Source organism: Corynebacterium sp., assembly GCF_030532965.1.
Classification (GTDB): domain Bacteria; phylum Actinomycetota; class Actinomycetes; order Mycobacteriales; family Mycobacteriaceae; genus Corynebacterium.
On record NZ_JAUNKC010000003.1, the window covers coordinates 60,146 to 83,747 of the forward strand.

A 23,602-nucleotide genomic window follows, 5' to 3' on the forward strand; every position below is an offset into this window, starting at 1 on the left:
CGTCGTCTAGGCTTCTAGCGTCCCGCCGTTTTCTTCCGCCAGCCGTTGCGCCGCCATCGCTTCAGCCTGTGCTTGGAATTGCTTGCGCAGCATGAACAACTGGCGAATGGTTTCTTCCTTGATGGCGTCCTTCATGGCGTTGAACATGTCGCCGCCTTCTTTTTGGTATTCCACCAACGGGTCGCGTTGCGCCATGGCGCGCAGCCCGATGCCCTCTTTGAGGTAATCCATTTCGTACAGGTGCAGCCGCCACTTCTGGTCGATCACCGGCAAGATAACCTGACGTTCCAGGTTCCGCATCTGCGCCTCGCCACCGATCATGGTGATGGCCTCTTCCAACTCTTCGTACTGCGAATGAGCATCGGCGAGGATGGCTTCGCGTAGTTGGTCGGCGGAAAGTTCACCGGCCGCACCGTAATCGGTGCCTTCGATGAGTTCTTCCACCTGGAAGGACGGACCGTAGAGGGATTCCAGTGCGTTCCACAGGCCTTCGAGATCCCAGTCTTCCACGTAGCCGTTGGCGGTAGCGCCGTCGACGTAGGCGGAGATGGTTTCGTCGATCATCGATTGGATGTTGTCGGCAATGTCGGCGGATTCCAGAATCTCACGCCGCTCCCGGTAGATGACCTTGCGCTGCTCGTTCATAACTTCGTCGTACTTGAGCACGTTCTTGCGCATTTCGAAGTTCTGGTTTTCCACCTGGGTCTGAGCACCCTTGATGGAGTTGTCCACCATCTTTGCTTCGATCGGAACGTCGTCCGGAACGTTGAGCCGGTTCATGATGTGCTCCAGGGTTGCGCCCATGAACCGAACCATCAAATCGTCGCGCATGGAAAGGTAGAACCGGGTGGTGCCTGGGTCGCCCTGACGGCCGGAACGACCCCGCAGCTGGTTGTCGATACGCCGGGATTCGTGGCGTTCGGTGCCTAGGACGTACAGGCCACCTGCTTTGCGTACCTTTTCCGCCAGTTCTTCCGACTTGGCCTTTTGCTTTGCCAGCTCGCTGTCCCAGGCTGCTTCGTACTCTTCGGGGGTTTCGATCGGGTCGAGCCCGCGCTCACGCAACACAATATCGGCGATGATATCGGGGTTACCGCCAAGCACGATGTCGGTACCGCGGCCAGCCATGTTGGTCGCCACGGTGACGGCGGACGGCAGTCCAGCCTTGGCAATAATCTGGGCTTCCTGCGCGTGGTATTTCGCGTTGAGAACGTTGTGCTTGATGCCCTTTCGCTGCAGGAGCTTCGACAGGTATTCCGAGCGTTCCACGGAAGTGGTACCCACGAGAACCGGCTGCCCCTTGGCCACGCGGTCGGCAATGTCGTCGACCACTGCCGCGAATTTGGCTTCCTGGGTCTTGTACACCAGGTCGGTGAGGTCTTCACGCTGTGGGGTGCGGTTGGTCGGGATCGGAACCACGTCGAGCTTGTAAATTTGGTACAGCTCAGCCGCTTCGGTTTCGGCGGTACCGGTCATGCCGGCGAGTTTGTCGTAGAGGCGGAAGTAGTTCTGCAGGGTGATGGTTGCCAGAGTCTGGTTTTCGCTCTTGATCTCCACCCCTTCTTTCGCCTCAATGGCCTGGTGCATGCCTTCGTTGTAGCGACGGCCCTCTAGGACACGACCGGTGAAATCGTCCACGATCATGACTTCGCCAGCCCGGACGATGTAGTCCTTGTCGCGGGTGAACAGTTCCTTCGCCTTGATGGCGTTATTAAGGTAGCTGACCAATTGGGAGTTTTCCGGGGCGTAGAGGTTATCGATGCCGATCTGATCCTCCACGAAGGCCACGCCTTCTTCCTTCACGCCGATGGTGCGCTTGCGGTGGTCCACCTCATAGTGGATTCCTTCCCGCATCTTCGGCGCGAGGGTAGCGAAGATGGAATACAGGTGGGAGGGGCCGTCGGCCGGGCCGGAAATGATAAGCGGGGTGCGGGCTTCGTCGATAAGGATGGAGTCAACCTCGTCGACGATAGCGTAGTGATGCCCACGCTGCACCAAATCCGTAAGGGAATGCGCCATGTTGTCACGCAAGAAGTCGAAGCCCAATTCGTTATTGGTGCCGTAAGTGATGTCGGCGTTATACGCTTTTCGACGCTCATCCGGGTTCATATTGGCAAGGATGACTCCGACCTCAAGGCCGAGGAACCGGTGGACACGCCCCATCCATTCCGCGTCGCGCTTAGCCAGGTAATCATTGACCGTAACCACGTGAACGCCCTTACCTTCCAAGGCGTTTAAGTAAGCGGGCAGCACGCAGGTCAGGGTCTTACCTTCACCGGTACGCATCTCGGCAACACCGCCGAAGTGCAGGGCGGCACCACCCATGACCTGAACCAGATAGTGCTTCTGGTCGAGCACGCGCCAGGAGGCTTCCCGCGCCACGGCGAACGCCTCCAACAGGAGGTCGTCGATGGTTTCGCCCGCGGCGATTCGCTCTTTAAACTCAGCTGTCTTCGCCTTGAGTTCCGCATCAGTCAGATCTGCATATTCTGGCTCGAGGGCAAGCACGTCTTCCGCAATCTTTTGCAGTCGCTTAACCTTGCGACCTTCACCGATTCGGAGCATCTTGGAAAGTCCAAACACGAGTAATCCTTTACTTGGTCTTAGAGCGTCTTTTTTGCTTCGATTTTCTAGCAGTTAACAATAACTTTTTCATTGTACGCTTAAGAAGCACAAAAGAAAGAACCCAAGCTGGTTACTTCAGTTTCACTCAGCTTGGATCTAGCACTTATTCTTTTTTCAATGCGCCAACTGGCGGGAAGCTAACGATAAGAATCCAACATTCTCACTTCCACCAATCGGCGCATCGAAAGTTTTTTATTCGGTAACCAGGGAGATCAGACCGTAGTCAAAGGCATGACGCCGGTACACCACGGAGGGCTGACCATTTTCCTCGTTGATAAAGAGGTAGAAGTCGTGTCCCACCAATTCCATTTCCGACAAGGCATCGTCAACGCTCATTGGGTTAGCCGGGTGTTCCTTGGTACGAACAATCTGGCCTGGCAAAACATCTTCCACCTGGTCCGCATACGGATCGTGATCGTACTGACCTTCAGCGCGGACTTCCTCGGCCTCCATGACCAGACCGGCGGTTGCCTCACCGGTGCTGATTGGGGTGCGGTGGCCGGACAAAGAAATGGATCGACGAGCTTTCACCTTGCGCAAGGACCGTTCCATCCGAGAAAGTGCGGTTTCGAGCGCCGCGTAGAAGGAATCTTCCTTTGCCTCGGCGCGGGCGATGTGCCCCTTGCCGGTTGCCGTGATCTGAATCCGGTCGCTTTCGTCTGCGCGACGCGGATTACGCTCGTGTTGTAGCTCTACGTGGAAGAAGGTGAGGGTCGGGTCTAGCCGTGCAATCTTGGCTAATTTATTGTGTACCCGTTCCGCAAAGTGCTCCGGAACCTCAACGTTACGTCCGGTGATGGTCACCTTGACGTCTGGGCTCAGGGACTCGTTACCAGCAGGCGTGGTCATAATCACGTGCCTTCCTGTGTCGGCCGCCTCGGTAGGAATATGAGTGGGATTACTCACCCCACCTTCAGTGGCGGGTTCAACTTCCACTCCCAAGCATACGCTGGTCATAACATTTGTGCCATGCTTCTATTCACCCTCTTAGGCATGCGCCCAAGTTAGTGCCCCCCGAACCTTAATTCCGGCGCAGTTCAACGCCATAACCGTCGCGGAAATGGTCGCCCCCGTTGTCGCAACATCGTCGATAAGCAGGACATGACCAGTTAGGTTTTTCACAGCTTGCATATCCACCCGAACCGCCCCCGAAAGATTATGCTTCCGCTCGATCGCGCTCAGCCCCACCGATTCTCGCGCCGACTCCGTGGTGTGCACCAATTCTGCCACCGGGATGCCACTTGCACGGCAGGCGGCCGCCACCACATCGCCACCACGTTTGCGGGCCGCCGAGGGTTTCGTCGGCGCGGGAACAAGGACGATCTCTGGATCCACTTCACCTCGCGCCTGCAGGTAGGCTACTGCCGCGGCCAGAACCGCGCCGATGGCCGGGATTACGTCCCTGCGATGGTGTTCTTTGAGGTTGATGATGGTCTGGCGGCGCGCGCCACCCAAGGCACCCAATGACCACAGCGGTATTAATGGATCAACCCGGGTGGAAATCCGTTGCGGTAACGCCCGCCATTGTTGCTGGCAGGCGCGGCATAGCGAGCCGAACTCTGGGGAGTAGGCAGCCGCACAACCAGCACAGCTGCGGGGCAGGAGCAATTCCACGGCGGCTGCCAGGTGCCCTCGGAGGCTTCGGCCATTTCGGTCTCCCAACACCGACGTCGCACTCCTTTTGCCTCGTTATCGTCAGCGTGGCACGATGGTGACGCTGCGGGACCCCTCTAAACCTGGTACTTCGCGCCAGTAGTCGGTGGAACCGGCGGTTCCCAACTGCAGGGCCGCGCGAGCATCGGTGATAAAGATGGTCGAACCGTTTGCTGCCACAGACACCACCGGGGCGACAATATTGCCCGACGACAGGGCTATTGCCGAGGAGCCATCGACATCAGCGCGCCACACCGGGGTGTCCGCGCTTGCAGTGCCTACCAACAACGAATCGTCTAATGCCCACTCCAGCGTGATGGCGGAATCGCCCACCACCGGCACTAATTCCCGAACGTTGGTGAGCTTGCGTTCGCCAGCCGTCGGGCGGGTTACGGTGGCGGTATAGACCCGACCGTCGATGATGAAGGCGGCCCGCACGCCTGTTGCCGAGAGCCGGAGTACGGAAATGTCGCCGTGTTGCTCACCCAATTCGGTGGTGTCAACTTCCGTTTGGGCGATCTCACCGGTTGATGCGCTGCGCGCCACCCGCAGCACCGTGGTGCCGTCGACGACGGTCCACACCGCTTGGGTATTGCCTTCAAAGGTGGGTTTAGACAGCGTGGTTGCTTCTAGTAGCTTTGTGATCTGGCCTTCGATTGGCCCGATGTGGAACTGCGAACGTTTGTTTTCCCGCTCTCCCGTGGCAACCACCGCGGCCGCAACGTCGAGGGTGGCGGACACATCCAGGGACTCGATATTTCCAGTGGTTCCAAGGAAGCCGGACAGCTGTTTCGCGTTGCCGCCACTAAACCGGGAAACCTTGCCGCCCGTCAATGCATACAACGTGCCTGAGGATGCGCCGGGGGCTTGCGGGTTGAATTCCGGGAAGTCCTCCACCGTCAGTTGCGTATTTCCGCTTTCCCCGACAAGCGGCTCGTCGTCCATTTCGAATCGATACGGCCCGGAAATATCCGCAAGCGCAAGCGTCCAAACCAATTGCGCCGCCAGTCGACGCCGCTGCGTTTCGTCCATGGTGGAACCGCCGGTGAATTTGTACACCCCGTCTTCCATGCCGGTAAACGCTGTCGTTTCGGGGAATTCGTTAAGAACGCCGGGCCGCAGCACAGCGGAGGGGTCAGCGAGCAGAAGTGAAATGAGGGCGGAGTCCAACGATTTATTCCCGGAGTAAATCCACCTGCGGTCGGAGACCAAGGTGGTGCCACTCGGGTCGAAAAAGTAGAGATTCTTCGGGGTATAGCGGTTCCGCAATTCGGTGCGTTCCACCACAACCTGATTGGGCAGATCAGAGACCCGCCATTCGCCGTCAGCCTTGCTTAAGGTGACGGTGGCGCGGTACTCGTCATTGCTGGGGTTATACGCACCGCCTTCGGCGATGGTGCCCACCACGGTACCGGTGACCGTATAGGAGACAGAATTGGCATCGGTGCTCGGATTGGAGCTCATGTCAATGCGATCCAAGACGACAATTTCGGGGCCCGGCGACCATTCTTGTTTGATGTTGTCGCTTAAAAAGCTGCGGGCCTGCTGATACTGCTGCGATGGGCTGGCGCTTACCGCGTAGAAGTCCCGCAACAATAGGTCGGGTTCCCGGCCCGGAATCGGCCCAAGGTCGGTGGTGGGGCTGGCGGCTTCGACGCTGCGCAGCGCTTGCGGCTCGGAAGAGCTGGGCAGCGATGCGCAGGCAGCGACCGTGCTTATCGACGCGATCAGGGCCACCCCGGTTACCGTTCGTTTTATCTTCGGCGCTATCTGCTGCGATTTCACTAGCCGTCCTCCTTGGCAAGCTCCACGCCGCGTAACACCACGAGTGGCAGCTCTTCGGTCGGTTGTTCGCTGATATCAGGTTTTTTGTCGGAAAGCGGCAGTGGGTCTTCGTCGTAGCGTTTGCCTGGCACCCGGGGCAGGGTCAGCCGGAAGCAGGAACCCAATCCGGGTTTACCGGCCGCCGCCAGGGTTCCGCCGTGGAGTTGGGCGTCTTCATGGGAGATCGCCAATCCTAATCCGGTGCCGCCGGAATGCCGCACCCGGGATGGATCTGCCCGCCAGAACCGATTGAATACCAAATCCTCCTGGCCGGGTTTCAACCCGACCCCGTGGTCGATCACGGCCACGGAGACGGCATCGTCGTTTTCCGCAACCTTCACGTCCACTGGCTTGCCTTCCGAATGGTCGATGGCATTGGCCAGGAGGTTACGCAGGATTCGCTCAATTCGGCGCGGATCACCGGTGATCGTGACCGGTTCCTCCGGCATGTCGATATTGACCGTTATCCCGAGCTCGTCAGCCAGGTGCGAGGTTTGGTCCCACGCGGAGTCGACACAGGAACGAATATCAAGGGTCGATTCCGCCAAGTCGGCGACGCCAGCGTCGTGGCGGGAAATCTCCAGCAGATCGTTGAGCAAGCTTTCAAATTGATCCAATTCCCGCACCATGAGTTCGCTCGCGCGTTGCAGTGCGGGGTTGAGTTCCTCCGATTGGTCATTGATCATGTCGGCCGCCATGCGCACCGTGGTTAATGGGGTACGCAGCTCGTGGGATACGTCCGAGGTGAACTGGCGCTGCAGATTGCCGTATTCCTGCAGTTGGTTAATTTGCTTCGACAGCGATTCAGCCATGGAGTTAAAACTCATGGCAAGTCGGGCCATTTCGTGTTCGCCATCCACCCCCATGCGTTCGCGGAGGTGGCCGGAGGCGAAGCGTTCCGCAATGCGGCTTGCAGAGCGAACCGGCGTTATCACCTGCTGGATAAGCAGCCAGGTGATAGCCACCAGCATGACCACTAGGGCAATGGCCGCGGCGGAGAACACACCGCGCAGCATCGATAGTGTGGCTTGTTCGCTTTCCATCGACAGCACCAGATAGACCTGAAGATTAGGAATATCGGTTTGGGTGGGCGAACCGATAATCATTGCCTTGTAGCTGGTGCCATCGATCCGGTCGATGGTGGCAAATTGGTAGGAAATCTGTCCCTGGCTGACGAAGCTGCGTAACCGGTCCGGAATCCGATAGTTTTCCGGCGCGACGATCACGGAATTGTCCGGGGTTTCCACCACCAAAACCGGCTCGTAGGCGGCTTGTACGTCGGCGGCGTTATTCGACCGGGCGGTCAGCGCGGTGCGGGCGGAATTCAACCGAACCTGAACGCTAGATGATGTAGCGGTCGCTTCGATTTGCTGTTCCACCGCCACCCGAGCGCGATCGATCTCGGCGTTGGCGATGTCTAGTTTGGCGTCGATAAGCCGCTGCGTCACCAACGACACCAGAACGTAGGACAGAATAATCATCACCACTGCGCAGGCAGCAAAGATGGAACCAATGACTTGGTATTGCAAGGACCTGCGCCAGCGGGTGACAAACCGGGATCGTAGTTTAACCAGCGGCTCGGTGAGAGAAGTAAAAATAGTGATTACTCCCCTGTCTTATAGCCCACTCCCCGAACGGTGAGCACGATCTGTGGGTTTTCCGGATCTTTCTCAATCTTTGCCCGCAGGCGCTGCACGTGAACATTCACCAGGCGGGTATCGGAAGCGTTACGGTAACCCCATACCCGCTGCAGCAGCTCTTCGCGGCTGAAAACCTGGCCCGGCTTGCTGGCGAGTTCGTGAAGCAAATCGAATTCCAGCGGGGTGAGAGAGATCTCTTCATTGCCTCGGGTGACGGAGTGGCCTGGGACGTCGATAAGTAAATCCCCCACCTCAATGCTGCCGGTGGCGGTGGTTTCGGTGCGGCGCAGCCGGGCACGCACGCGGGCAACCAATTCCTTTGGTTTGAATGGTTTGGAGATGTAATCGTCGGCGCCGGATTCCAACCCCAACACCACATCGACGGTGTCGGTCTTTGCCGTCAACATGACAATTGGGACAGTGGATTCTTGGCGAATAGCGCGGCAAATATCAATGCCGTTCATTCCTGGCAACATGAGGTCAAGCAGCACCAAATCGGGGTTTTCGCGTTGGAAAACCCCCACGGCCTGGCCACCATCGTTTACTACAACGTAGTCAAACCCTTCGGTGCTCAGGACCAACGTGAGCATCTCGGAGATTGCCGGATCATCATCAACAACGAGAATCTTTTGAGGCATGGTTCCTTCCACCGGATAAGACGAAGATGTCGATTAGGGGCAATTAACCCCGCGGCTGGGCCAAACGCTTCTGTAGCGCACCGACGCACGTTATCGTGATGCGCTTAAAAGGCGTTCAACCAAGCCACGTGATTAATTATGCAATTATTTCATTATCTATGGAGTTTATATATGAACGCCCGTATTAGCATAACGTGGCCGACCAGGCCGCACCGACCTTGGGTTACGACACCGCCGCGACGATCTGTTCCGAAATCTCAGCAACGTCTTGTTCCGGCCGGGCAATAATCCACGGCGAATACCAATTGCTCTCCGCGAGGGTCTGGTAGACGCCTGCGGTTCGTTGCTGCAATCCGGAATCGGATTCATAACGGTCACGGGTTCGGGTTTCATCCTCTTGCTCGCGCACGCTCGCCCGCTGCGCTGCAAGCTCCGGCGGGGTATTGAGCAATACTTGCAGGTTCGGCACGGGCAACCCGAGTTGGTTAAACTCCAGATCCGCCACCCAATCCACCATTTCGGCGTTACGGGTGCGCGCGGCGGAATAGGCAGCATTGGAGGCAACGTACCTATCCAACAGTAATACCTCAGGCGCGTGGGCGAACCGGCGCAATTGCGGCAACGCCTCGTGGCGATCCAAGGCAAACAACGTCGCCATGGCGTAGGCGGAATCCGTTAAGTCACCCATCTGCCCATAGAGGGCGCGCTGTGCCAACTGGGCGTGGATGGAATCCGCATAGCGGGGAAAACAGGTCACGGTTGCATCGAGCTTTTCGACGAGCGCCGTAACCAGCGTATTCTTTCCCGCGCCGTCGATTCCTTCAATAGCGATAATCACGTTTAAGCCACCAAACCTACACGTTTGACATGCTGCAACATCTACGGTGTTGCTTCTAACTAGTAGCGATAATGTTCTGGTTTGTACGGGCCTGCGACATCCACCCCGATGTATTCGGCCTGTTCCTTGGTCAATTCGGTAATCGCACCGCCGAGGGCTTCCACGTGGATACGGGCGACCTTTTCGTCCAGAATCTTCGGTAGTCGGTAGACCTCGTTCTGGTACTGGCCGGTATTACGGAACAGTTCGATCTGTGCGATGGTCTGATCCGCAAAGGACGTGGACATGACGAAGCTTGGGTGGCCGGTGGCGTTACCCAGATTAAGCAGGCGGCCTTCCGACAAGACGATAATCGCCCGACCATTGGGCAGGTGGAATTCGTCTACCTGTGGCTTAATGGTTACCCGAGAAATATCGTCCCGGTGCAGCAGGGATGCCATGTCGATCTCGTTGTCGAAGTGACCAATGTTTCCTAATACCGCGTGGTCCTTCATCGCCAGCATGTGGTCAAAGGTGATGATTCCCATGTTCCCGGTGGCGGTAATCACGATGTCCGCGTCGGCGATCGCGTCCTCCACCTGAACAACCGGGAAGCCATCCATCAAGGCTTGCAGGGCGTTAATCGGGTCCGCTTCCGTCACCTTCACCCGGGCACCCTGACCGGCCATCGCTTCCGCGCAGCCTTTTCCAACGTCACCGTAACCGCAGATGAGTACGTTTTTTCCGCCCATCAACATGTCGGTTGCGCGGTTGATGCCGTCGATAAGCGAGTGGCGGGTGCCGTATTTATTGTCGAACTTCGACTTCGTGACCGCGTCGTTGACGTTCATGGCCGGGAACGGCAGCACGCCTTCCTCAGCAAAGTGGTACAGCCGGTGCACACCGGTGGTGGTTTCTTCGGTCACACCCTTGACGGTTTCGGCAATCGCGGCCCACTTCGGGCCCTCGGCAGCGAGAACTTCGCGCAGGGTGTTTTTAAAGGCGATGAATTCGTCCGAGTCGCCCGCCTCGGTTGGCGGAACCAACCCGGCTTCTTCCCACTGCTTGCCGCGAATAACAGCCATGGTTGCATCGCCGCCGTCGTCGAGGATCATGTTCGGCAACACGCCCTCGCCCCAGCTGAAAATCTGATTGATGCACCACCAATACTCGTCGAGGGTTTCGCCCTTCCACGCAAAAACCGGCACGCCCTGCGGGTTGTCCGGGGTGCCGGTAGGGCCGACAACGACCGCCGCCGCCGCCTCGTCCTGGGTGGAGAAAATATTGCAGGAAGCCCACCGGACCTCAGCGCCTAAGGCGACGAGGGTTTCGATCAATACTGCCGTTTGAACGGTCATGTGGATCGAACCGGCGATCCGGGCACCGTTGAGCGGCTGTTCGCTGGCGTATTCCTCACGCAACGCCATGAGTCCGGGCATTTCGTATTCGGCCAGGCGGATCTGGTGGCGGCCAGCCTCAGCGAGTGAGAGGTCAGCGACCTTGAAGTCCTTCTTGGAGTGATCGCGGGGGCTGGATTCTGCGGTGGTGGTGCTCATGGCGCGTCGGCTCGACTTTCTCATGGTTTTTAGCTGCGGATGATAGCGATTGCCGCTATTTGCTTCGCTGAATCACTATAGTCTGCACCGCCCAACGCGTGCACACTACCGCAGCGTGACCTTAGCAAGCTTGTCGACGCCAACGCAGGTGGAAACTGCGCACATCCGCACAGGTGCGGCACCTAGCTTACGGCTTCAATGAACGCTTCGACATCAATGTCTTCATCGTCCGTGTCACCTACAGCCTGCAGTACGACTAACGCGTTTTCGGCGAGTTCTTCGGACGTACTTCCCACTAGTTCACGGATAAATGGGTATTCATCGGCGGTTTCGCTCGCGGAGAACGGGGCACCCGCCCAGATAGCGGCGATGGTTGCCGCGCACTGTCCATTATCGATTTCCTCCGCAGTGGGATCACCATTAACCACTAGTTGGCAGGCGTCCTCTACTGCCTCAACAATATCTTCTGAATCGAGGTTGGCCAGGTCGTCCAAAAAATCTACATTTGTTTCTCTGCTAAAGACTTCAATGTCCCAGGCAGCCATGATGGTCACCGCTTTCAGTTAGTCCGAATCCGCCTGCATTACTGCATGTTTTCTGCGGAAGTAGTTTGATTGTTTGTGTCGTTGTATCGAGCTTTTCGACGTTAGTAGAACTCATGTTACATATAATCTGCAGCCGCACCTCCACTGAATGACCTGCGTTTGCGTATTAGTCGTTGCGTTTTTGTTGCACAAATCTCCCTATAGCCCTTTATACAACCGTAACGCCCAGCCTGACCAGCCCTATAGACAATATAGACCGACCTCACAGGGAAGATTTTCTTAGCTAATTTTTATCAAAGCAGCCAATCTTCTTCCCCCCGTTCTATAACGTTTGTGTTAAGGTCGATCAGTGGAAAATGAAAACTTGCGCTTTATTTCGCAAAGTTCACACAGGTTTCATTCTCCATCTGCTGCCACTCCTAGTGACAGCTTTCAATAGAGTTAACAAAATTTACGAAAATGATCACTTCGCACTAGCAAGACAGCGACTTGAAGGAAGCAGAGGCGCTTATGAATAGTGGGTCTACCACCCGCCGTTTCTTTGCGATCGTGTCTACCGGATTCGCAATCGCGGCACTTGTTGGGCTTGTGGTATGGCAAAGTAGCATTGCAACTAGGTCATCTACCACGGCCAATGAAGCAGGTGTTGCTCCGTCGTTGGTTGCGGGGAATCCTGAAAAATTGACTGCATCTTCCGCACCGGAAAAGAAGCCACAAAAGCCGACCCCGGTTGCCACGCCTAATTTGAGCGAGGATGTTGTCAATGATCCCCTACTGCCTCCTCGGGCGTATATCGCCCCTGAGCGCATTTCCCAACCATCTGCCACCACCACGGTAAACACGTTTGTTCCTCCGGTTGCAATTGAAACCGAATCAGTTGCGCGCTCACCGCAGAATAATCGTGAGAATCCGAAGCCTGGTAATCGTGATAGTCAACCGACGACTACCACCACGGATCGGGTAGAACCCCCGGCACCGCAGGCGACACCGTCGCCGACAACCACAACGGTTCCGCCAGCGCCACAGCCGCCGGTTCCACCAAACAACGTTCCTAACGAACCCGTTCCGCCAACATCGACCCCAGGGCCAAGCAGCACGGAATCGACAAGTAATTCCGATGCCGTGCAGCCGTCCGGCGGTTGGGAACCCGCGCCGGAGGCAATGCCATCGACTAACGCGGAGCCGACGGATCTGAATTAACTATTCATTCACGGTTGCGATAAACAACTGACCCCGTCCAGAAACTGTGATGTGCTCGCTTTCACCAGCGGCAATCCACACAGCCTGGGTGGGGTTTAATTGTGCCGTGGCATCCCCGACCGCTACCGAGACTTCGCCAGCGGTACACAATGCGATCCGCGGCCCCCGGCAGGATAATTCGGCGGTGCCGTCAACATCCAGTTTGGCCAGGGCGAACTCCTCGGCCGGGGTGCGGAACCATCCGCCCGTGCTTTCAATCCGGGGATCTGACACCGCGCGGAAATCCAATACCCGCACCAGCTCTGGGACATCAACGTGCTTAGAGGTCAATCCGCCGCGCAGCACATTATCGGAATTGGCCATGATTTCCACACCCAAGCCCCGGCAGTAGGCGTGGAGATTGCCCGCATGTAAAAACACAGCTTCCCCGGGTTCAATCACTACGTAGTTCAGCAACAAAGCTCCGAGCACCCCGACATCGCCGGGATAGCGGGCATCAAGTTCGATGATGTTGCGCAACGTGTCAATGATCCACGATTTGCTGCCGGTGGCCTCCCGTTCGGATGTGTCCACCACCCGACGGGCGGCGGCGACTATGTCGTCGATAAGCTCTTTGCGCACGGTCGCGGGGATGGAAATCCAGGTGGTAAAAAGGGCGCGCAAATGATCGGTTTCGCTGCCCTCCCCCTCGGCAATTCCGACCCACCGATCGAGGGTGGGACACCCTAACGCGTCGAAAAGCTCATGGGTGCGGGCAAGCGGCCGAAATCCCGCCATGGCGTGGAATTTGGTCAGTGCGACGATCAGTTCCGGCTTGTGGTTATCGTCTTTATAGTTTCGATGCGGTGCCCGAACGTCAATGCCCGCGTCGTTTTCCCTAGCGAAGCCTTCTTTCGCTTGATCCAGCGAAGGGTGAGCCTGAAGTGACAAGGGCTCGGCAGCGGCGAGAATTTTAAGCAAAAACGGCAGCCGGTCGCCGTATTTCTGGCGCACCGAAGCCCCAAGATGGTACTCCGGATCGGCGGCGATAATGGCGGTGAGTGACCTGTTGTCAACGGTGGCTGAACCGCCAGGGTGGGCACCATACCAAAGCTCTGCCTCGGGGTGTGAGGCGGCTGTGCGCCCGCGCAAACCGGCGATGAGATCTTTTGAACCCCACGGGTAGGTTTGCGTGCGTGGACGAAGAAGCAACATGAAAAAACGTCAGTCTTTCTACTTTTTCCAGTACGTTCCCGGCTAGTATTCAGCGGAATCGGCACTGTCGACACTAAAAAATGCGGTGGCGGCGAATGCTCGCGTTAACAGCCGTAAAACGCTGCTAGGGGCAAGCGGCGACGACATCGTCACCGAAACTGAACCTGGCGGGCCAGGCGGTTGGTTATCCGGCGCGCACCACACAACGGCCTTCAACGGTAGCAGGCCGGGGCGTGGATCGAGTAACGGATCGTAGAAAATATCGGTTTGTGCCTGCGGAAAATTACGTTGCGCTTGAATTAATTCCGGCATGGAAAGCACGGAACCCACCCGACCGTTCATCGTCCACAACGTGGCAACCACGTCCGCCACCGCACGCCCAATTGGGTGAAGCGCGCTGTGCACAATAGTGCCGGTCAACTGGGATAATTGCCGGGCAGGGTTGACCACTTGATCGCGTTCAGGGGAACAGCTTTCCAGCTCCTCATCAACCGCCGCTGCCCAGTCATGAAGTTTCTGCACCACAAGCAGCGCATCGAAGTCCGCTAGTTCCAACACGGCGAGCACGGCGCACAAACCGCGCATCGGGCTTGGGCCTACGCTATTGGGCAAATGTGGAACGATAATGGCTCGGTTGGGCGCGTTGGTCGCTAACGGGCACTCCCCCGGTGCCACCAGGATGGTCGGCACGCCACGAGTCACCGCATGGGACATAGCCCGGGCAATGGCGTGGTCCTCGCCTTTTTCACTCAAGACGATCAGTACATCAAGCGCACCTATATAGCCCGGCAGACTGTCTGTGACCACTAACGGCACCGCCAATGGTTGCGACATAGTCACCGCTAGCTGCGCACATTTGGTGCTGAGATCATCGGCGCACAACAAGATGATGCTGCGGGCGCGCACCCCAGCCAGACTTGCCAGGCCCGGACGAGTCACCCCGAATGCATCAGGGATTGGGTCGATAGAGGATTCGATTGCGCCTGCGATCGCTCGGATCTGTGCTCCTTCGTGGGCGATGTCGTAAAACGCGACCGCAAGAGGGTCATATCCATTCATACCTTGCTATCCTACGCATCACTGCGACATGAGCGCGTTGCGCTATAAAAACCGGGGTTAGCCATGCGCATAACCTTGGCAAACACCCGGCGCGCCGACCCCGCTGACTAGACCGAATGCCTAGTGGCTGGCGGGACGAATGATCTCACTAATTTCCGCAACAAGGGCAGCCACGGCCTGCGGCGTTTTCGCTTCCACGTTCAACCGCAGCAACGGTTCCGTATTAGAGGCACGTAGGTTAAACCAGGTAGGCGCATCTTTCAGGTCGACGGTTACCCCGTCGAGCTTGTCGACGCTATCCGTCCGATCCGCAAACGCCTCCAGGACAGCTGCGGTGCGCTCTAATTGTTGGTCAGCCGAATCCAACCGGAAGTTCACCTCACCTGAAGCGTGGTATCGATCGTACTGATGCATGAGTTCGCTGAGGGGTTGATCCACCTGCCCCAACGCCGCAAGGACGTGCATGGCCGCGAGGATTCCGGAGTCGGCGTTGAAGAAATCCTGGAAGTAGTAATGCGCGGAATGCTCCCCACCGAATAACGCATTGTGCTCAGCCATCTTAGCTTTGATAAACGAGTGCCCAACGCGGGTACGAACTGCCTGGCCACCGGATTCACCGATGATCTCTGGAACCGCCTTTGAGGTAATCAAGTTATGGATGATGGTTGCCCCGGGCTGCTGCGCCAAATAGCGTTGGGCGATGAGCCCGCAAATCGCCGACGGGCTTACTGGGTTGCCGGTTTCATCCACCACGAAACACCTATCGGCGTCGCCGTCGAAGGCCAATCCGATGTCCGCACCGACCTCCACGGTGAATTTCTGAAGATCGACTAGGTTCTTGGGATCAAGCGGATTAGCCTCATGGTTCGGGAACGTGCCGTCCAATTCGAAATACAGCGGAATGATCTCTAATGGCAATCCACGGAAAACTTCCGGGACGGTGTGGCCTGCCATGCCATTTGCGGCATCAACTGCAACTTTCAGCGGTCGAATATCGGATAGCGGCACCAGGGACCGCAAAAACTCACCGTAGGCGGCTAAGGAGTCCTCGGCGACCTGCCCGCCTGGCTCGCCGTCGAAAAGCGGAACGCCCGCAACCAGCATGTCGATGATGGCAGCCAGCCCGGTTTCTTGCCCCACTGGGCGTGCCCCCGAGCGGCACATTTTGATCCCGTTGTATTCCGCCGGATTATGCGAAGCGGTAAACATCGCACCTGGAATATCCCGCACGCCGGAAACGAAATACAGCTGATCCGTGCTGCTAAGACCCACCATGACGACATCTAAACCTTGGGAACGCACCCCATCAGCGAAGGCCTGGGCAAGTTCCGGGGAGCTGGGGCGCATATCGTGCCCGATCGCCACCGTTGTCTCCTGTTCAGCCCGCATAAGGTTGCCGAAGGCGGCGCCGACATCGTAGATAAAATCGCTGGTTATTTGTTCCCCCACTATGCCCCGAACATCGTAGGCTTTAATGATTTCAGTGACAGATTCACGGGTGCGCATATTTTCCTAACAAGTATCCAATTAAGTTGATAAATCACAACTGGAATAATTTTACCCGGTTCAACCGGTAATTCCCGCACCCACCTGATTGCACGATGCATAATCGCGCCACCGATTTTTAAAACCTAAACCAACACCCCCAGTCTGCACCAGCAACCACGCCTACAGCTGCCACTCAAAATGCCGACGATAACTTCAACGAAAACGCCGTTTTAAAACTCCGCGAACCAAGTAACCGCCCGGCTGTTTGTCAACGCGCTCGACGATTTAGCGTGAAAGTGTTGGTTACTGGGTTTTTATTGCTCGTCGTTGTCGGGCACAACGGACAAATGCGCGCGACGTGTGATCTTATGCGGTGGCCTGCGCACCGGGTGATTGGGCACGTGCTCTTCCGATTCCATGAGCCCCGAAGTAGTCTGTCCCGCTTCCCGCACCGCTTCGGCTAAGGCCGTGAGATCTTCGTCATCTTCTACGTCAGTTACCCGCAGCAATTCCCAACCCAGGGGCGGCGTAATCTTCGAGGCGTGCCGTTCGCACAGGTCCCAGCTGTGCGGATCGTCGTTGCTCACCAGCGGTCCGATGAATGCGGTGGAATGCGCATATGCGTAAGTAAGCGTCGCAACGGCAGGTTGGCCGCAACCGGGGCGAGAACAACGACGGAACTGATTCACGCAACAAAGTTTAGACATAATCATGAGGTTTTTCGATACCTAGGGCATCTTCGGCGCGCCACATTCCCCCTGTCTGGAACCGAGAGTTTAGGCTATCAGATATGCGAGAAAACGATTCCCCGTCCACAGGTAACGATTCCGCCGATTCCAACGGCCAGGTGCGCCACATAACCCCAGGTAGCGGAAGTGGGCGGAACCGAGCGAGCGGCGGACGGAATCGACGCCCCCGCGACCGCCACGGGCGCGGGCTGCGCGGGCCCATCCTCCCCTTTGAGGTCCCCCGGTTTCGGAACCGCACCCAGATTTTCGACGCCGCGGTGTTAGAAGCCTACGCGCCTATTCAGCATCGATTCGCCGACAACTTAAGTCAATTGGATATCGCTGTTGACACGATCCCCCGGATGCGGCTGAATGCGGATGTGGATTCATTCCCGGAGGAGATCGTCGCCGATGGCCCGGTGCCGCTGGGCCGGGTGATCCAAGCGGGTATTGATTCCCACGGTCGTCCCACCCGGGCGCGCATTGTTCTTTTTCGGATGCCCATTGAACAGCGGTGTCGGGATGCCGCCGAGCGCCAAGAGTTGTTAACTATGGTGTTGGCGCAGCTTGTTGCACATTATTTGAATGTGGCGCCGGAAGATATTGATCCGAATTTCCGCCCGTTGTAGGTTTTTTCTGCAACAGCTAAACAAATTTTCAAAAATTTTTATTTTTCGTGTAACACATTAGTTTTAGCTAACGATACTTCGGATAGGAAAGAAAAAATTCCAGTCGATGTCAGAAAGACTGACAACACACTGGAATTAGCCATGTGACTTTCCTACTGCCGCTGATGCACGCACAGACGCACCTACAAGCAACCGCAGTCGAATTACACAATATCCCGCTTCAAGCGACGACGTTCACGCTCTGACAAGCCACCCCAGATACCGAAGCGCTCGTCATGTTCTAGCGCGTACTCCAGGCATTCGTCCCTTACGGAGCATGCCTGACAGATACGTTTAGCTTCACGGGTGGAACCGCCCTTTTCGGGGAAGAACGCTTCCGGGTCGGTCTGCGCACATAACGCTTGCTCTTGCCATTCCTGCTCTACCGCGCCAAACAGGTCGTCAAGGGTCATTGCAAGCGCTGACCGAGTGCGAGGCGCGGCGTTACTTGCCATGTTTTCCACGCCACACTCCTCTCCTCGTTGCTACTTCTGCCCATCACTTAAAAGTTAAAAGCTTAAGGCACTTACTTACTTAAGTACTCACCTAGCGACAATAGCGATGTTTACATCTATATGATGCGGTACCGCCTATCCCACAGGGGAGATGCGGGAGCCGCTTTGCGAATTACACAACTGCGATTCAACACGTAAACACAATATGTCGTCAAGCTAAACGCCATGATTTTTCCGGGCAAAATTCATTTCCGCAGTTGGTTAATCACACCAGTCACATCCTTCACATTGCGTCACTAGGCGGGGTACTCGGCGGGGGTACTATATGTTGTGTATACCCCCAAAAAATAACGCAAGGATAACAATATGGAAGTGTTATGGTCAAAATCGTGCGCAACAAGCGCAAAACCCTGTAAAAAACTTAAAAATCCGCTTGCTGCATATGTGCTGACAAGCGGATATTTTGATTTATTTAAGATACTCAAGCATCGGAGCTAAAGCGAATTCCATTGTCCGGAATTTCCACTCCTGGCCACACCCGAGCACCATCGCGCAATTCGCATCGGGCACCAATATGTGCCCCCTCCCCGATTACGCACCCCCGAATTCGGGCATTGGCACCGATGCGAGCCCCATGCGAAATAATCGAGTCCTCAATAACCGCACCCGGTTCGATGGTCACGCCATCGAACACCACCACGTCATCAAGACGGCACCCTGGTCCAACTTCGGTGCCGCGACCAATGACCGTGCCGCCTAGCAACAGTGTGCCATCTTTAACCATCGCCGAATCATGAACCAACGATTCTCCAGTTCGTCCTACCAGAAGCGGCGAAGGCGCGATGCCGCGCACCAGATCGGAACTGCCCCGAACAAAATCCGCCGGGGTTCCCATATCCCGCCAATACGAATTATCCACATAGCCGTAGACCGCACGCCCCTCTTCCAATAACTTCGGGAAGGTTTCGCGCTCCACCGATACCACCCGGCCAGCCGGGATCTCAGCTATCAAATCCCGCCGAAATACGTAACAGCCCGCATTGATTTGATCCGTCGGCGGATCTTCGGTCTTTTCCAAAAACGCTTGCACCCGTCCCGTCTCGTCGGTTGGCACACAGCCAAAGGCACGCGGATCGGGAACCCGCACCAAGTGCAGCGTCACATCAGCGTTCTTCTCATGGTGTGCCGCCAGAATGCCCGTCAAATCTGTGCCGCCTAACACATCGCCATTGAAAACCATGACCGTGTCGCCGCGCAGCTTGTCATAGACATTTCGAATGCCACCACCCGTGCCAAGCGCTACGTCTTCGACGACGTATTCAATTTCGAGTCCTAAGTCCTCACCATTTCCGAAGTATTCTTCAAAAACCTCTGCGTGGAATGAGGTTCCCAGCACCACGTGGGTGATTCCGGCGGCTTTGATCCGTGCCAGTAAGTGGCTCAGGAATGGGACACCGGCGGTAGGCAGCATGGGCTTGGGCGTTGAAACTGTCAACGGGCGTAGCCTGGTCCCCTTGCCGCCGACCAAAATAACCGCATCAGTATTAGATGTCATGTGCTGGGTATTCACTCGCTTTTCCTTGGCTTATGTATTGATAGCTTTTAATTTTTTACCAACTGTGGCTCGATAAGCCACTCCACAATCATTTTTTCATCTTAGCCAGCGCAACCACGATAGCCGCACGCAATTTCAATCCCACTTTTAGTGCCACCCGAATCGGTGCCTGCCATAAATGTGGATGCCGATCCGCCTGGAACCGATACGCCGACGCGTGGTGAGCAGGCAGCATTTTCTCCGGGTGCTTGCCAGCCGAATGCCCCACCGCATGGGTAATCTGCGCTGTTGGACAGAACACATTGCAAAAACCTGCCCGGCCGAATCGATCGCCCAGGTCAACGTCTTCCATATACATGAAGTAGCGTTCATCAAAGCCGCCGATGGCATTAAAGGCATCCCATTTCACCAATAAACAGGAACCAGACAGCCAGCCGGCGGTGCGTTCAACGTCCATGACGGCGTTATCCCGATAGGACCGCGACCACGGATTCGACGGCCATATCCCCGAAAACAATGCATGCCCAATCCCGTTCCTAAGGGTAGGGATTGCCCGGGCCGAGGGATACGCGGAGCCATCCGATTGACGGATATAGGGGCCAACATCCGCCACGTTGCGATCCGCCCACCGCTTCGCACACGCCAGCATTTCGTCGATGCTGCCCGGATCGAAGACGACATCAGGGTTGGAAATCACGAAGTAGTCGGGGTCGACCTCGTCGGCGTCGATAAGCGACGCGATGCGGCGCGCCGCGATATTAATGGCAGTCCCGTAACCCACGTTGCCGCCGGTTGCTAAGAATTCGACGGTGTCATATTCCTGTGCCGCTTTCTCAGGAACCCCATCGGTGGAGCCGTTATCGGCTAAAAAAACCCGCGTCGGCAAAACTGTGGCATGAGACACAGAATCCAGGAAGCTGCGGAGATAATCACCCGGCGAGTACGTGACAGTTATTACGGCAATGGGCTTTTTTAGTGTATTCACCTCGTTATTCACCTCGTCGATTTTACTGTGTCAGGCGCTATAAGTCTCTTTTACGCCTCTTAGTCAAAGTGTTTCCTGCCGAAGAACAAGATATTCTTAAACACACTTCGGTTATTCTTAGGCGAAAAGGAGAATCCGGTAGCCAATGAGTGAACATCAGCGCCACACGCGCGACATTCAGGCGCGACCGCAGCTCGGCCCCGACACCCATCAACAAGGCCCAGCTGCGGTTAAGGCGCTGGTGTCGTTTTTGTCTGCCCTCGTGTTGGTCGTTTCTGGCGTCGGCTATTGGACCGTCGGCCGGATCGACACCAGCGTATCGTCGGGCACCTTGGAGCTGGGCGGCGACCAAGGGCTCAAAGAAGCTGCTGACGGCGCTACCGATATTCTGCTCGTCGGTTCCGACTCCCGCACCGACGCCCAGGGCAATCCCCTTACCCAAGAAGAAATCGACCTGCTTCATGCTGGCGATGAAGAAGCCGATAATACCGACACCATCATGGTGATTCGTATTCCTAACGACGGTTCTTCGGCCACCGCCATTTCCATTCCACGTGATACCTACGTTCACGACGACGCAATCGGAAACCTGAAAATCAACGGCGTTTATTCCCACCACAAAGCCTTTGAAAAAGAACGGCTATTTGAAACCGGAAACGTCGACGAACGGGAGTTAGAGGAAAAATCCAAAGACGCCGGACGCCAAGGACTCATTCAGGCTGTCAGTGACCTTACCGGCATCACCGTCGACCACTACGCCGAGGTGGGCTTGTTGGGGTTCGTCCTGCTCACCGATGCCGTGGGTGGTGTGGAAGTTTGCCTCAACGACGACGTATCCGACGAGTATTCCGGCGCGAATTTCAAAGCCGGCGTGCAGACTCTCAATGGTGCTCAAGGCCTCGCCTTCGTGCGGCAGCGACATGGTCTGCCCCGCGGCGACCTCGACCGCATCGTTCGTCAGCAGGCGTTTATGGCCTCCCTGGTGGCTAAGGTGCTGTCGTCAGGCACATTGGCCTCGCCGGGTAAGTTGGCAAGTTTGGGCGATGCGGTCACCCGATCGGTCACCATCGACAAGGATTGGGATGTGATGAATTTCGCCATCCAACTGCAAAACCTCGCCGGTGGCAACGTGAAATTCAATACCATTCCGGTGACATCGATCGACGGCGTGGGCGACTACGGCGAATCCGTGGTCACCGTCGACGTCGACGAAGTACACGACTACTTCAATGAGCTGCTTGGCACTGCCCCGCCGCCGGTTCCGCCGAGCCCATCAAACGACCCGACCAGCCCAACCAACCCGACCAGTCCAGCGGTCAACCCCAATGTTGAAGTCTTGGTGCTTAACGCTTCTACCACCTCTGGTTTGGCTGCCAGCGTTGGTGGTTTCCTATCAGATGCCGGGTACCAGATCGCGGATACCACCAATGCCCAGGAAGGGTTGTATTTCCAGTCGCAGGTTCTCGCGGCGGACACCACCAACCCCGATGCCTTAGCCATCGCCCAAAAACTCGGCGGTCTTCCAGTTGCCGCCAGCGCCTCCCTTGATGCCAATACCATCGCGGTGGTTACCGCAGCCGACTACAATGGCCCGACCGGAACCGCGAAGCCCTCTACTACGTCGCAGTCTGCTGCGGCTAGCAAGACCGTTGGCCAAGCTGGCTCCAAATTAGAAGAAGAACAGCTATCGCCAGTTATTGATGCTGGTGGCACCGGCCCACGTTGCGTGAATTAGCGCGCATAACCTACACGTCAGCCCCATGCGATCCGTAGCGCATGAGGCTGACGTTTCTGGCCAAGTGGCGACTGGTGTTACGAGAACTAGCAAAACTTCCACTATTGCCGCCGTCTACTGTTAGGTTGGTAGCCATGGCACAGGTTACTTTCGCTAATGTCACCATCACCTATCCTGGCGCGGCGCGGCCGAGCGTCGAAAAGCTCGATTTAGAGATCGCCGACGGTGAGTTTTTAGTTTTGGTGGGGCCCTCTGGCTGCGGAAAATCTACGTCGTTGCGGGCATTGGCCGGGCTTGAACCAGTGACGGAGGGGAAGATCTTCATCGGCGATACCGACGTCACCGGATTGGAACCGGCGGAGCGCGACATCGCTATGGTGTTTCAAACGTATGCGCTGTATCCGCACATGAGCGTGCGTAAAAATATCGGCTACCCCTTGAAATTAGCGAAGCTGCCCAAAACCGAGATCGACGCCAAAGTTGCCGAGGCCGCTGAGATTCTCGGATTATCGGATCTTCTTGACCGCAAGCCTAAGGATCTATCCGGTGGTCAGCGCCAGCGGGTCGCCATGGGACGGGCGATTGTGCGCAATCCGCAGGTCTTTCTGATGGACGAACCGCTGTCGAATCTCGATGCGAAACTGCGGGTGCAGACCCGAACGGAACTCGCCGCGCTGCAGCGGCGCCTCGGGGTGACCACGGTGTATGTCACCCACGACCAGGTTGAGGCGATGACCATGGGTGACCGGGTGGCGGTGCTCAAGGACGGCGTATTGCAGCAGGTAGCCAGCCCGCGTGAGCTTTACGACGCCCCAGCGAACGCGTTCGTTGCCGGTTTCATCGGATCCCCGGCTATGAACTTGTTCCCGGGTAACGTGAATGGAACACTGACCACGATTGGTGTTCGCCCGGAACACATGCTGGTGGTCAGCCACCCCCAACCGGGGTGGGCAAGTATTCCCGCCCGGGTCGCTATTGTCGAAGAGCTTGGTGCCGAAAGCTACGTGTATGCCACAACGGCCGATGACACCACCTTGGTGGCTAAATTGCGCGGCAATCAACGGCTACAACCGAACGAAAAAATCACCTTGAGTTTCAATCCGAATTCCGCCCATCACTTCGATGCGGATACTGGGATTCGGCAATAAAACCCCACAATTTTTGCTTAATTCGCCCCAAAACAGACATTTCACTACTACATTTTGTGGGTAAGCAACTAATTTTTAGAAAGGTTGTA

General features: G+C 56.6%; 20 protein-coding genes. 4 read left to right on the top strand and 16 right to left on the bottom strand.

Annotated elements, in window-relative coordinates; genetic code table 11:
• Positions 1 to 6: 6 nt before the first annotated feature.
• From secA to Q4D85_RS02495, 9 genes are all read right to left on the bottom strand, one after another.
• Complete coding sequence (gene secA, locus Q4D85_RS02455) at positions 7 to 2,583, bottom strand: preprotein translocase subunit SecA (RefSeq protein ID WP_303197975.1); 2,577 nt, start codon at positions 2,581 to 2,583, stop codon at positions 7 to 9.
• A gap of 234 nt (positions 2,584 to 2,817) precedes the next feature.
• On the bottom strand, positions 2,818 to 3,474 hold the full coding sequence (gene raiA / locus Q4D85_RS02460) for a ribosome-associated translation inhibitor RaiA (RefSeq protein WP_303198123.1): 657 nt from the start codon (positions 3,472 to 3,474) through the stop codon (positions 2,818 to 2,820).
• Between the two features lie 138 nt (positions 3,475 to 3,612).
• Entirely contained in the window at positions 3,613 to 4,290 is a 678-nt protein-coding gene (locus Q4D85_RS02465; protein WP_303197976.1) for a ComF family protein, read from the bottom strand.
• 30 nt (positions 4,291 to 4,320) lie between these two features.
• The gene (lpqB, locus tag Q4D85_RS02470) at positions 4,321 to 6,063 is read right to left on the bottom strand and encodes an MtrAB system accessory lipoprotein LpqB (RefSeq protein WP_303197977.1); all 1,743 of its coding nucleotides are present in this window, start codon (positions 6,061 to 6,063) and stop codon (positions 4,321 to 4,323) included.
• On the bottom strand, positions 6,063 to 7,631 hold the full coding sequence (gene mtrB / locus Q4D85_RS02475; protein ID WP_303197978.1) for an MtrAB system histidine kinase MtrB: 1,569 nt from the start codon (positions 7,629 to 7,631) through the stop codon (positions 6,063 to 6,065). The genes lpqB and mtrB overlap by 1 nt, the downstream gene beginning before the upstream one ends.
• A gap of 74 nt (positions 7,632 to 7,705) precedes the next feature.
• Positions 7,706 to 8,380, bottom strand: coding sequence for an MtrAB system response regulator MtrA (gene mtrA / locus Q4D85_RS02480; RefSeq protein ID WP_047261395.1), 675 nt, complete (start codon positions 8,378 to 8,380; stop codon positions 7,706 to 7,708).
• Positions 8,381 to 8,603: 223 nt separating this feature from the next.
• On the bottom strand, positions 8,604 to 9,218 hold the full coding sequence (locus tag Q4D85_RS02485; RefSeq protein ID WP_303197979.1) for a dTMP kinase: 615 nt from the start codon (positions 9,216 to 9,218) through the stop codon (positions 8,604 to 8,606).
• Between the two features lie 59 nt (positions 9,219 to 9,277).
• Positions 9,278 to 10,753, bottom strand: coding sequence for an adenosylhomocysteinase (gene ahcY / locus Q4D85_RS02490; protein WP_303198125.1), 1,476 nt, complete (start codon positions 10,751 to 10,753; stop codon positions 9,278 to 9,280).
• Between the two features lie 182 nt (positions 10,754 to 10,935).
• A complete protein-coding gene (locus tag Q4D85_RS02495; RefSeq protein ID WP_303198127.1) occupies positions 10,936 to 11,298 on the bottom strand; it encodes a DUF4259 domain-containing protein in 363 nt (120 codons plus the stop codon).
• Between the two features lie 510 nt (positions 11,299 to 11,808).
• Between Q4D85_RS02495 and Q4D85_RS02500 the strand changes: the two genes are divergently transcribed.
• The gene (locus tag Q4D85_RS02500; RefSeq protein WP_303197981.1) at positions 11,809 to 12,498 is read left to right on the top strand and encodes a hypothetical protein; all 690 of its coding nucleotides are present in this window, start codon (positions 11,809 to 11,811) and stop codon (positions 12,496 to 12,498) included.
• Here the strand turns inward: Q4D85_RS02500 and manA are convergent, their stop codons facing one another.
• The 4 genes from manA to Q4D85_RS02520 form a co-directional block, all read right to left on the bottom strand.
• On the bottom strand, positions 12,499 to 13,692 hold the full coding sequence (gene manA, locus Q4D85_RS02505; RefSeq protein WP_303197983.1) for a mannose-6-phosphate isomerase, class I: 1,194 nt from the start codon (positions 13,690 to 13,692) through the stop codon (positions 12,499 to 12,501).
• A 42-nt stretch (positions 13,693 to 13,734) separates the two neighbouring features.
• On the bottom strand, positions 13,735 to 14,751 hold the full coding sequence (locus Q4D85_RS02510; protein WP_303197984.1) for a hypothetical protein: 1,017 nt from the start codon (positions 14,749 to 14,751) through the stop codon (positions 13,735 to 13,737).
• A gap of 120 nt (positions 14,752 to 14,871) precedes the next feature.
• Complete coding sequence (locus Q4D85_RS02515; protein WP_303197985.1) at positions 14,872 to 16,257, bottom strand: phosphomannomutase/phosphoglucomutase; 1,386 nt, start codon at positions 16,255 to 16,257, stop codon at positions 14,872 to 14,874.
• A 296-nt stretch (positions 16,258 to 16,553) separates the two neighbouring features.
• Positions 16,554 to 16,928, bottom strand: coding sequence for a DUF3499 domain-containing protein (locus Q4D85_RS02520; protein WP_303197986.1), 375 nt, complete (start codon positions 16,926 to 16,928; stop codon positions 16,554 to 16,556).
• Between the two features lie 101 nt (positions 16,929 to 17,029).
• Between Q4D85_RS02520 and Q4D85_RS02525 the strand changes: the two genes are divergently transcribed.
• Positions 17,030 to 17,596: a metallopeptidase family protein gene (locus Q4D85_RS02525; protein WP_368502239.1), complete on the top strand. Its 567-nt coding sequence runs from the start codon at positions 17,030 to 17,032 to the stop codon at positions 17,594 to 17,596.
• Between the two features lie 203 nt (positions 17,597 to 17,799).
• On the opposite strand, the gene Q4D85_RS02530 is transcribed toward Q4D85_RS02525, so the two are convergent.
• The 3 genes from Q4D85_RS02530 to Q4D85_RS02540 all read right to left on the bottom strand — a co-directional run bounded on the left by Q4D85_RS02530 (position 17,800) and on the right by Q4D85_RS02540 (position 20,651).
• Positions 17,800 to 18,099: a WhiB family transcriptional regulator gene (locus Q4D85_RS02530; protein WP_303197987.1), complete on the bottom strand. Its 300-nt coding sequence runs from the start codon at positions 18,097 to 18,099 to the stop codon at positions 17,800 to 17,802.
• A 472-nt stretch (positions 18,100 to 18,571) separates the two neighbouring features.
• Complete coding sequence (locus tag Q4D85_RS02535; RefSeq protein WP_303198131.1) at positions 18,572 to 19,645, bottom strand: NDP-sugar synthase; 1,074 nt, start codon at positions 19,643 to 19,645, stop codon at positions 18,572 to 18,574.
• 88 nt (positions 19,646 to 19,733) lie between these two features.
• Positions 19,734 to 20,651 (bottom strand): glycosyltransferase family 2 protein, encoded by a 918-nt coding sequence (locus Q4D85_RS02540; RefSeq protein ID WP_368502242.1) that lies wholly within the window; start codon positions 20,649 to 20,651, stop codon positions 19,734 to 19,736.
• Positions 20,652 to 20,775: 124 nt separating this feature from the next.
• Between Q4D85_RS02540 and Q4D85_RS02545 the strand changes: the two genes are divergently transcribed.
• Both Q4D85_RS02545 and Q4D85_RS02550 read left to right on the top strand, forming a co-directional pair.
• The gene (locus Q4D85_RS02545; RefSeq protein WP_303197989.1) at positions 20,776 to 22,365 is read left to right on the top strand and encodes an LCP family protein; all 1,590 of its coding nucleotides are present in this window, start codon (positions 20,776 to 20,778) and stop codon (positions 22,363 to 22,365) included.
• A gap of 134 nt (positions 22,366 to 22,499) precedes the next feature.
• Entirely contained in the window at positions 22,500 to 23,513 is a 1,014-nt protein-coding gene (locus Q4D85_RS02550) for an ABC transporter ATP-binding protein (protein ID WP_303197990.1), read from the top strand.
• Positions 23,514 to 23,602: the final 89 nt, after the last annotated feature.

What these genes read in the sequence shown, in the direction of transcription:
- raiA (WP_303198123.1), bottom strand. Translation starts at nt 3,474, where the DNA reads ATGACCACGCCTGCTGGTAACGAGTCCCTGAGCCCAGACGTCAAGGTG.
- mtrA (WP_047261395.1), bottom strand. Translation starts at nt 8,380, where the DNA reads ATGCCTCAAAAGATTCTCGTTGTTGATGATGATCCGGCAATCTCCGAG.
- ahcY (WP_303198125.1), bottom strand. Translation starts at nt 10,753, where the DNA reads ATGAGCACCACCACCGCAGAATCCAGCCCCCGCGATCACTCCAAGAAG.
- Q4D85_RS02495 (WP_303198127.1), bottom strand. Translation starts at nt 11,298, where the DNA reads ATGGCTGCCTGGGACATTGAAGTCTTTAGCAGAGAAACAAATGTAGAT.
- Q4D85_RS02500 (WP_303197981.1), top strand. Translation starts at nt 11,809, where the DNA reads ATGAATAGTGGGTCTACCACCCGCCGTTTCTTTGCGATCGTGTCTACC.
- manA (WP_303197983.1), bottom strand. Translation starts at nt 13,692, where the DNA reads ATGTTGCTTCTTCGTCCACGCACGCAAACCTACCCGTGGGGTTCAAAA.
- Q4D85_RS02510 (WP_303197984.1), bottom strand. Translation starts at nt 14,751, where the DNA reads ATGAATGGATATGACCCTCTTGCGGTCGCGTTTTACGACATCGCCCAC.
- Q4D85_RS02515 (WP_303197985.1), bottom strand. Translation starts at nt 16,257, where the DNA reads ATGCGCACCCGTGAATCTGTCACTGAAATCATTAAAGCCTACGATGTT.
- Q4D85_RS02525 (WP_368502239.1), top strand. Translation starts at nt 17,030, where the DNA reads ATGCGAGAAAACGATTCCCCGTCCACAGGTAACGATTCCGCCGATTCC.
- Q4D85_RS02535 (WP_303198131.1), bottom strand. Translation starts at nt 19,645, where the DNA reads ATGACATCTAATACTGATGCGGTTATTTTGGTCGGCGGCAAGGGGACC.
- Q4D85_RS02545 (WP_303197989.1), top strand. Translation starts at nt 20,776, where the DNA reads ATGAGTGAACATCAGCGCCACACGCGCGACATTCAGGCGCGACCGCAG.
- Q4D85_RS02550 (WP_303197990.1), top strand. Translation starts at nt 22,500, where the DNA reads ATGGCACAGGTTACTTTCGCTAATGTCACCATCACCTATCCTGGCGCG.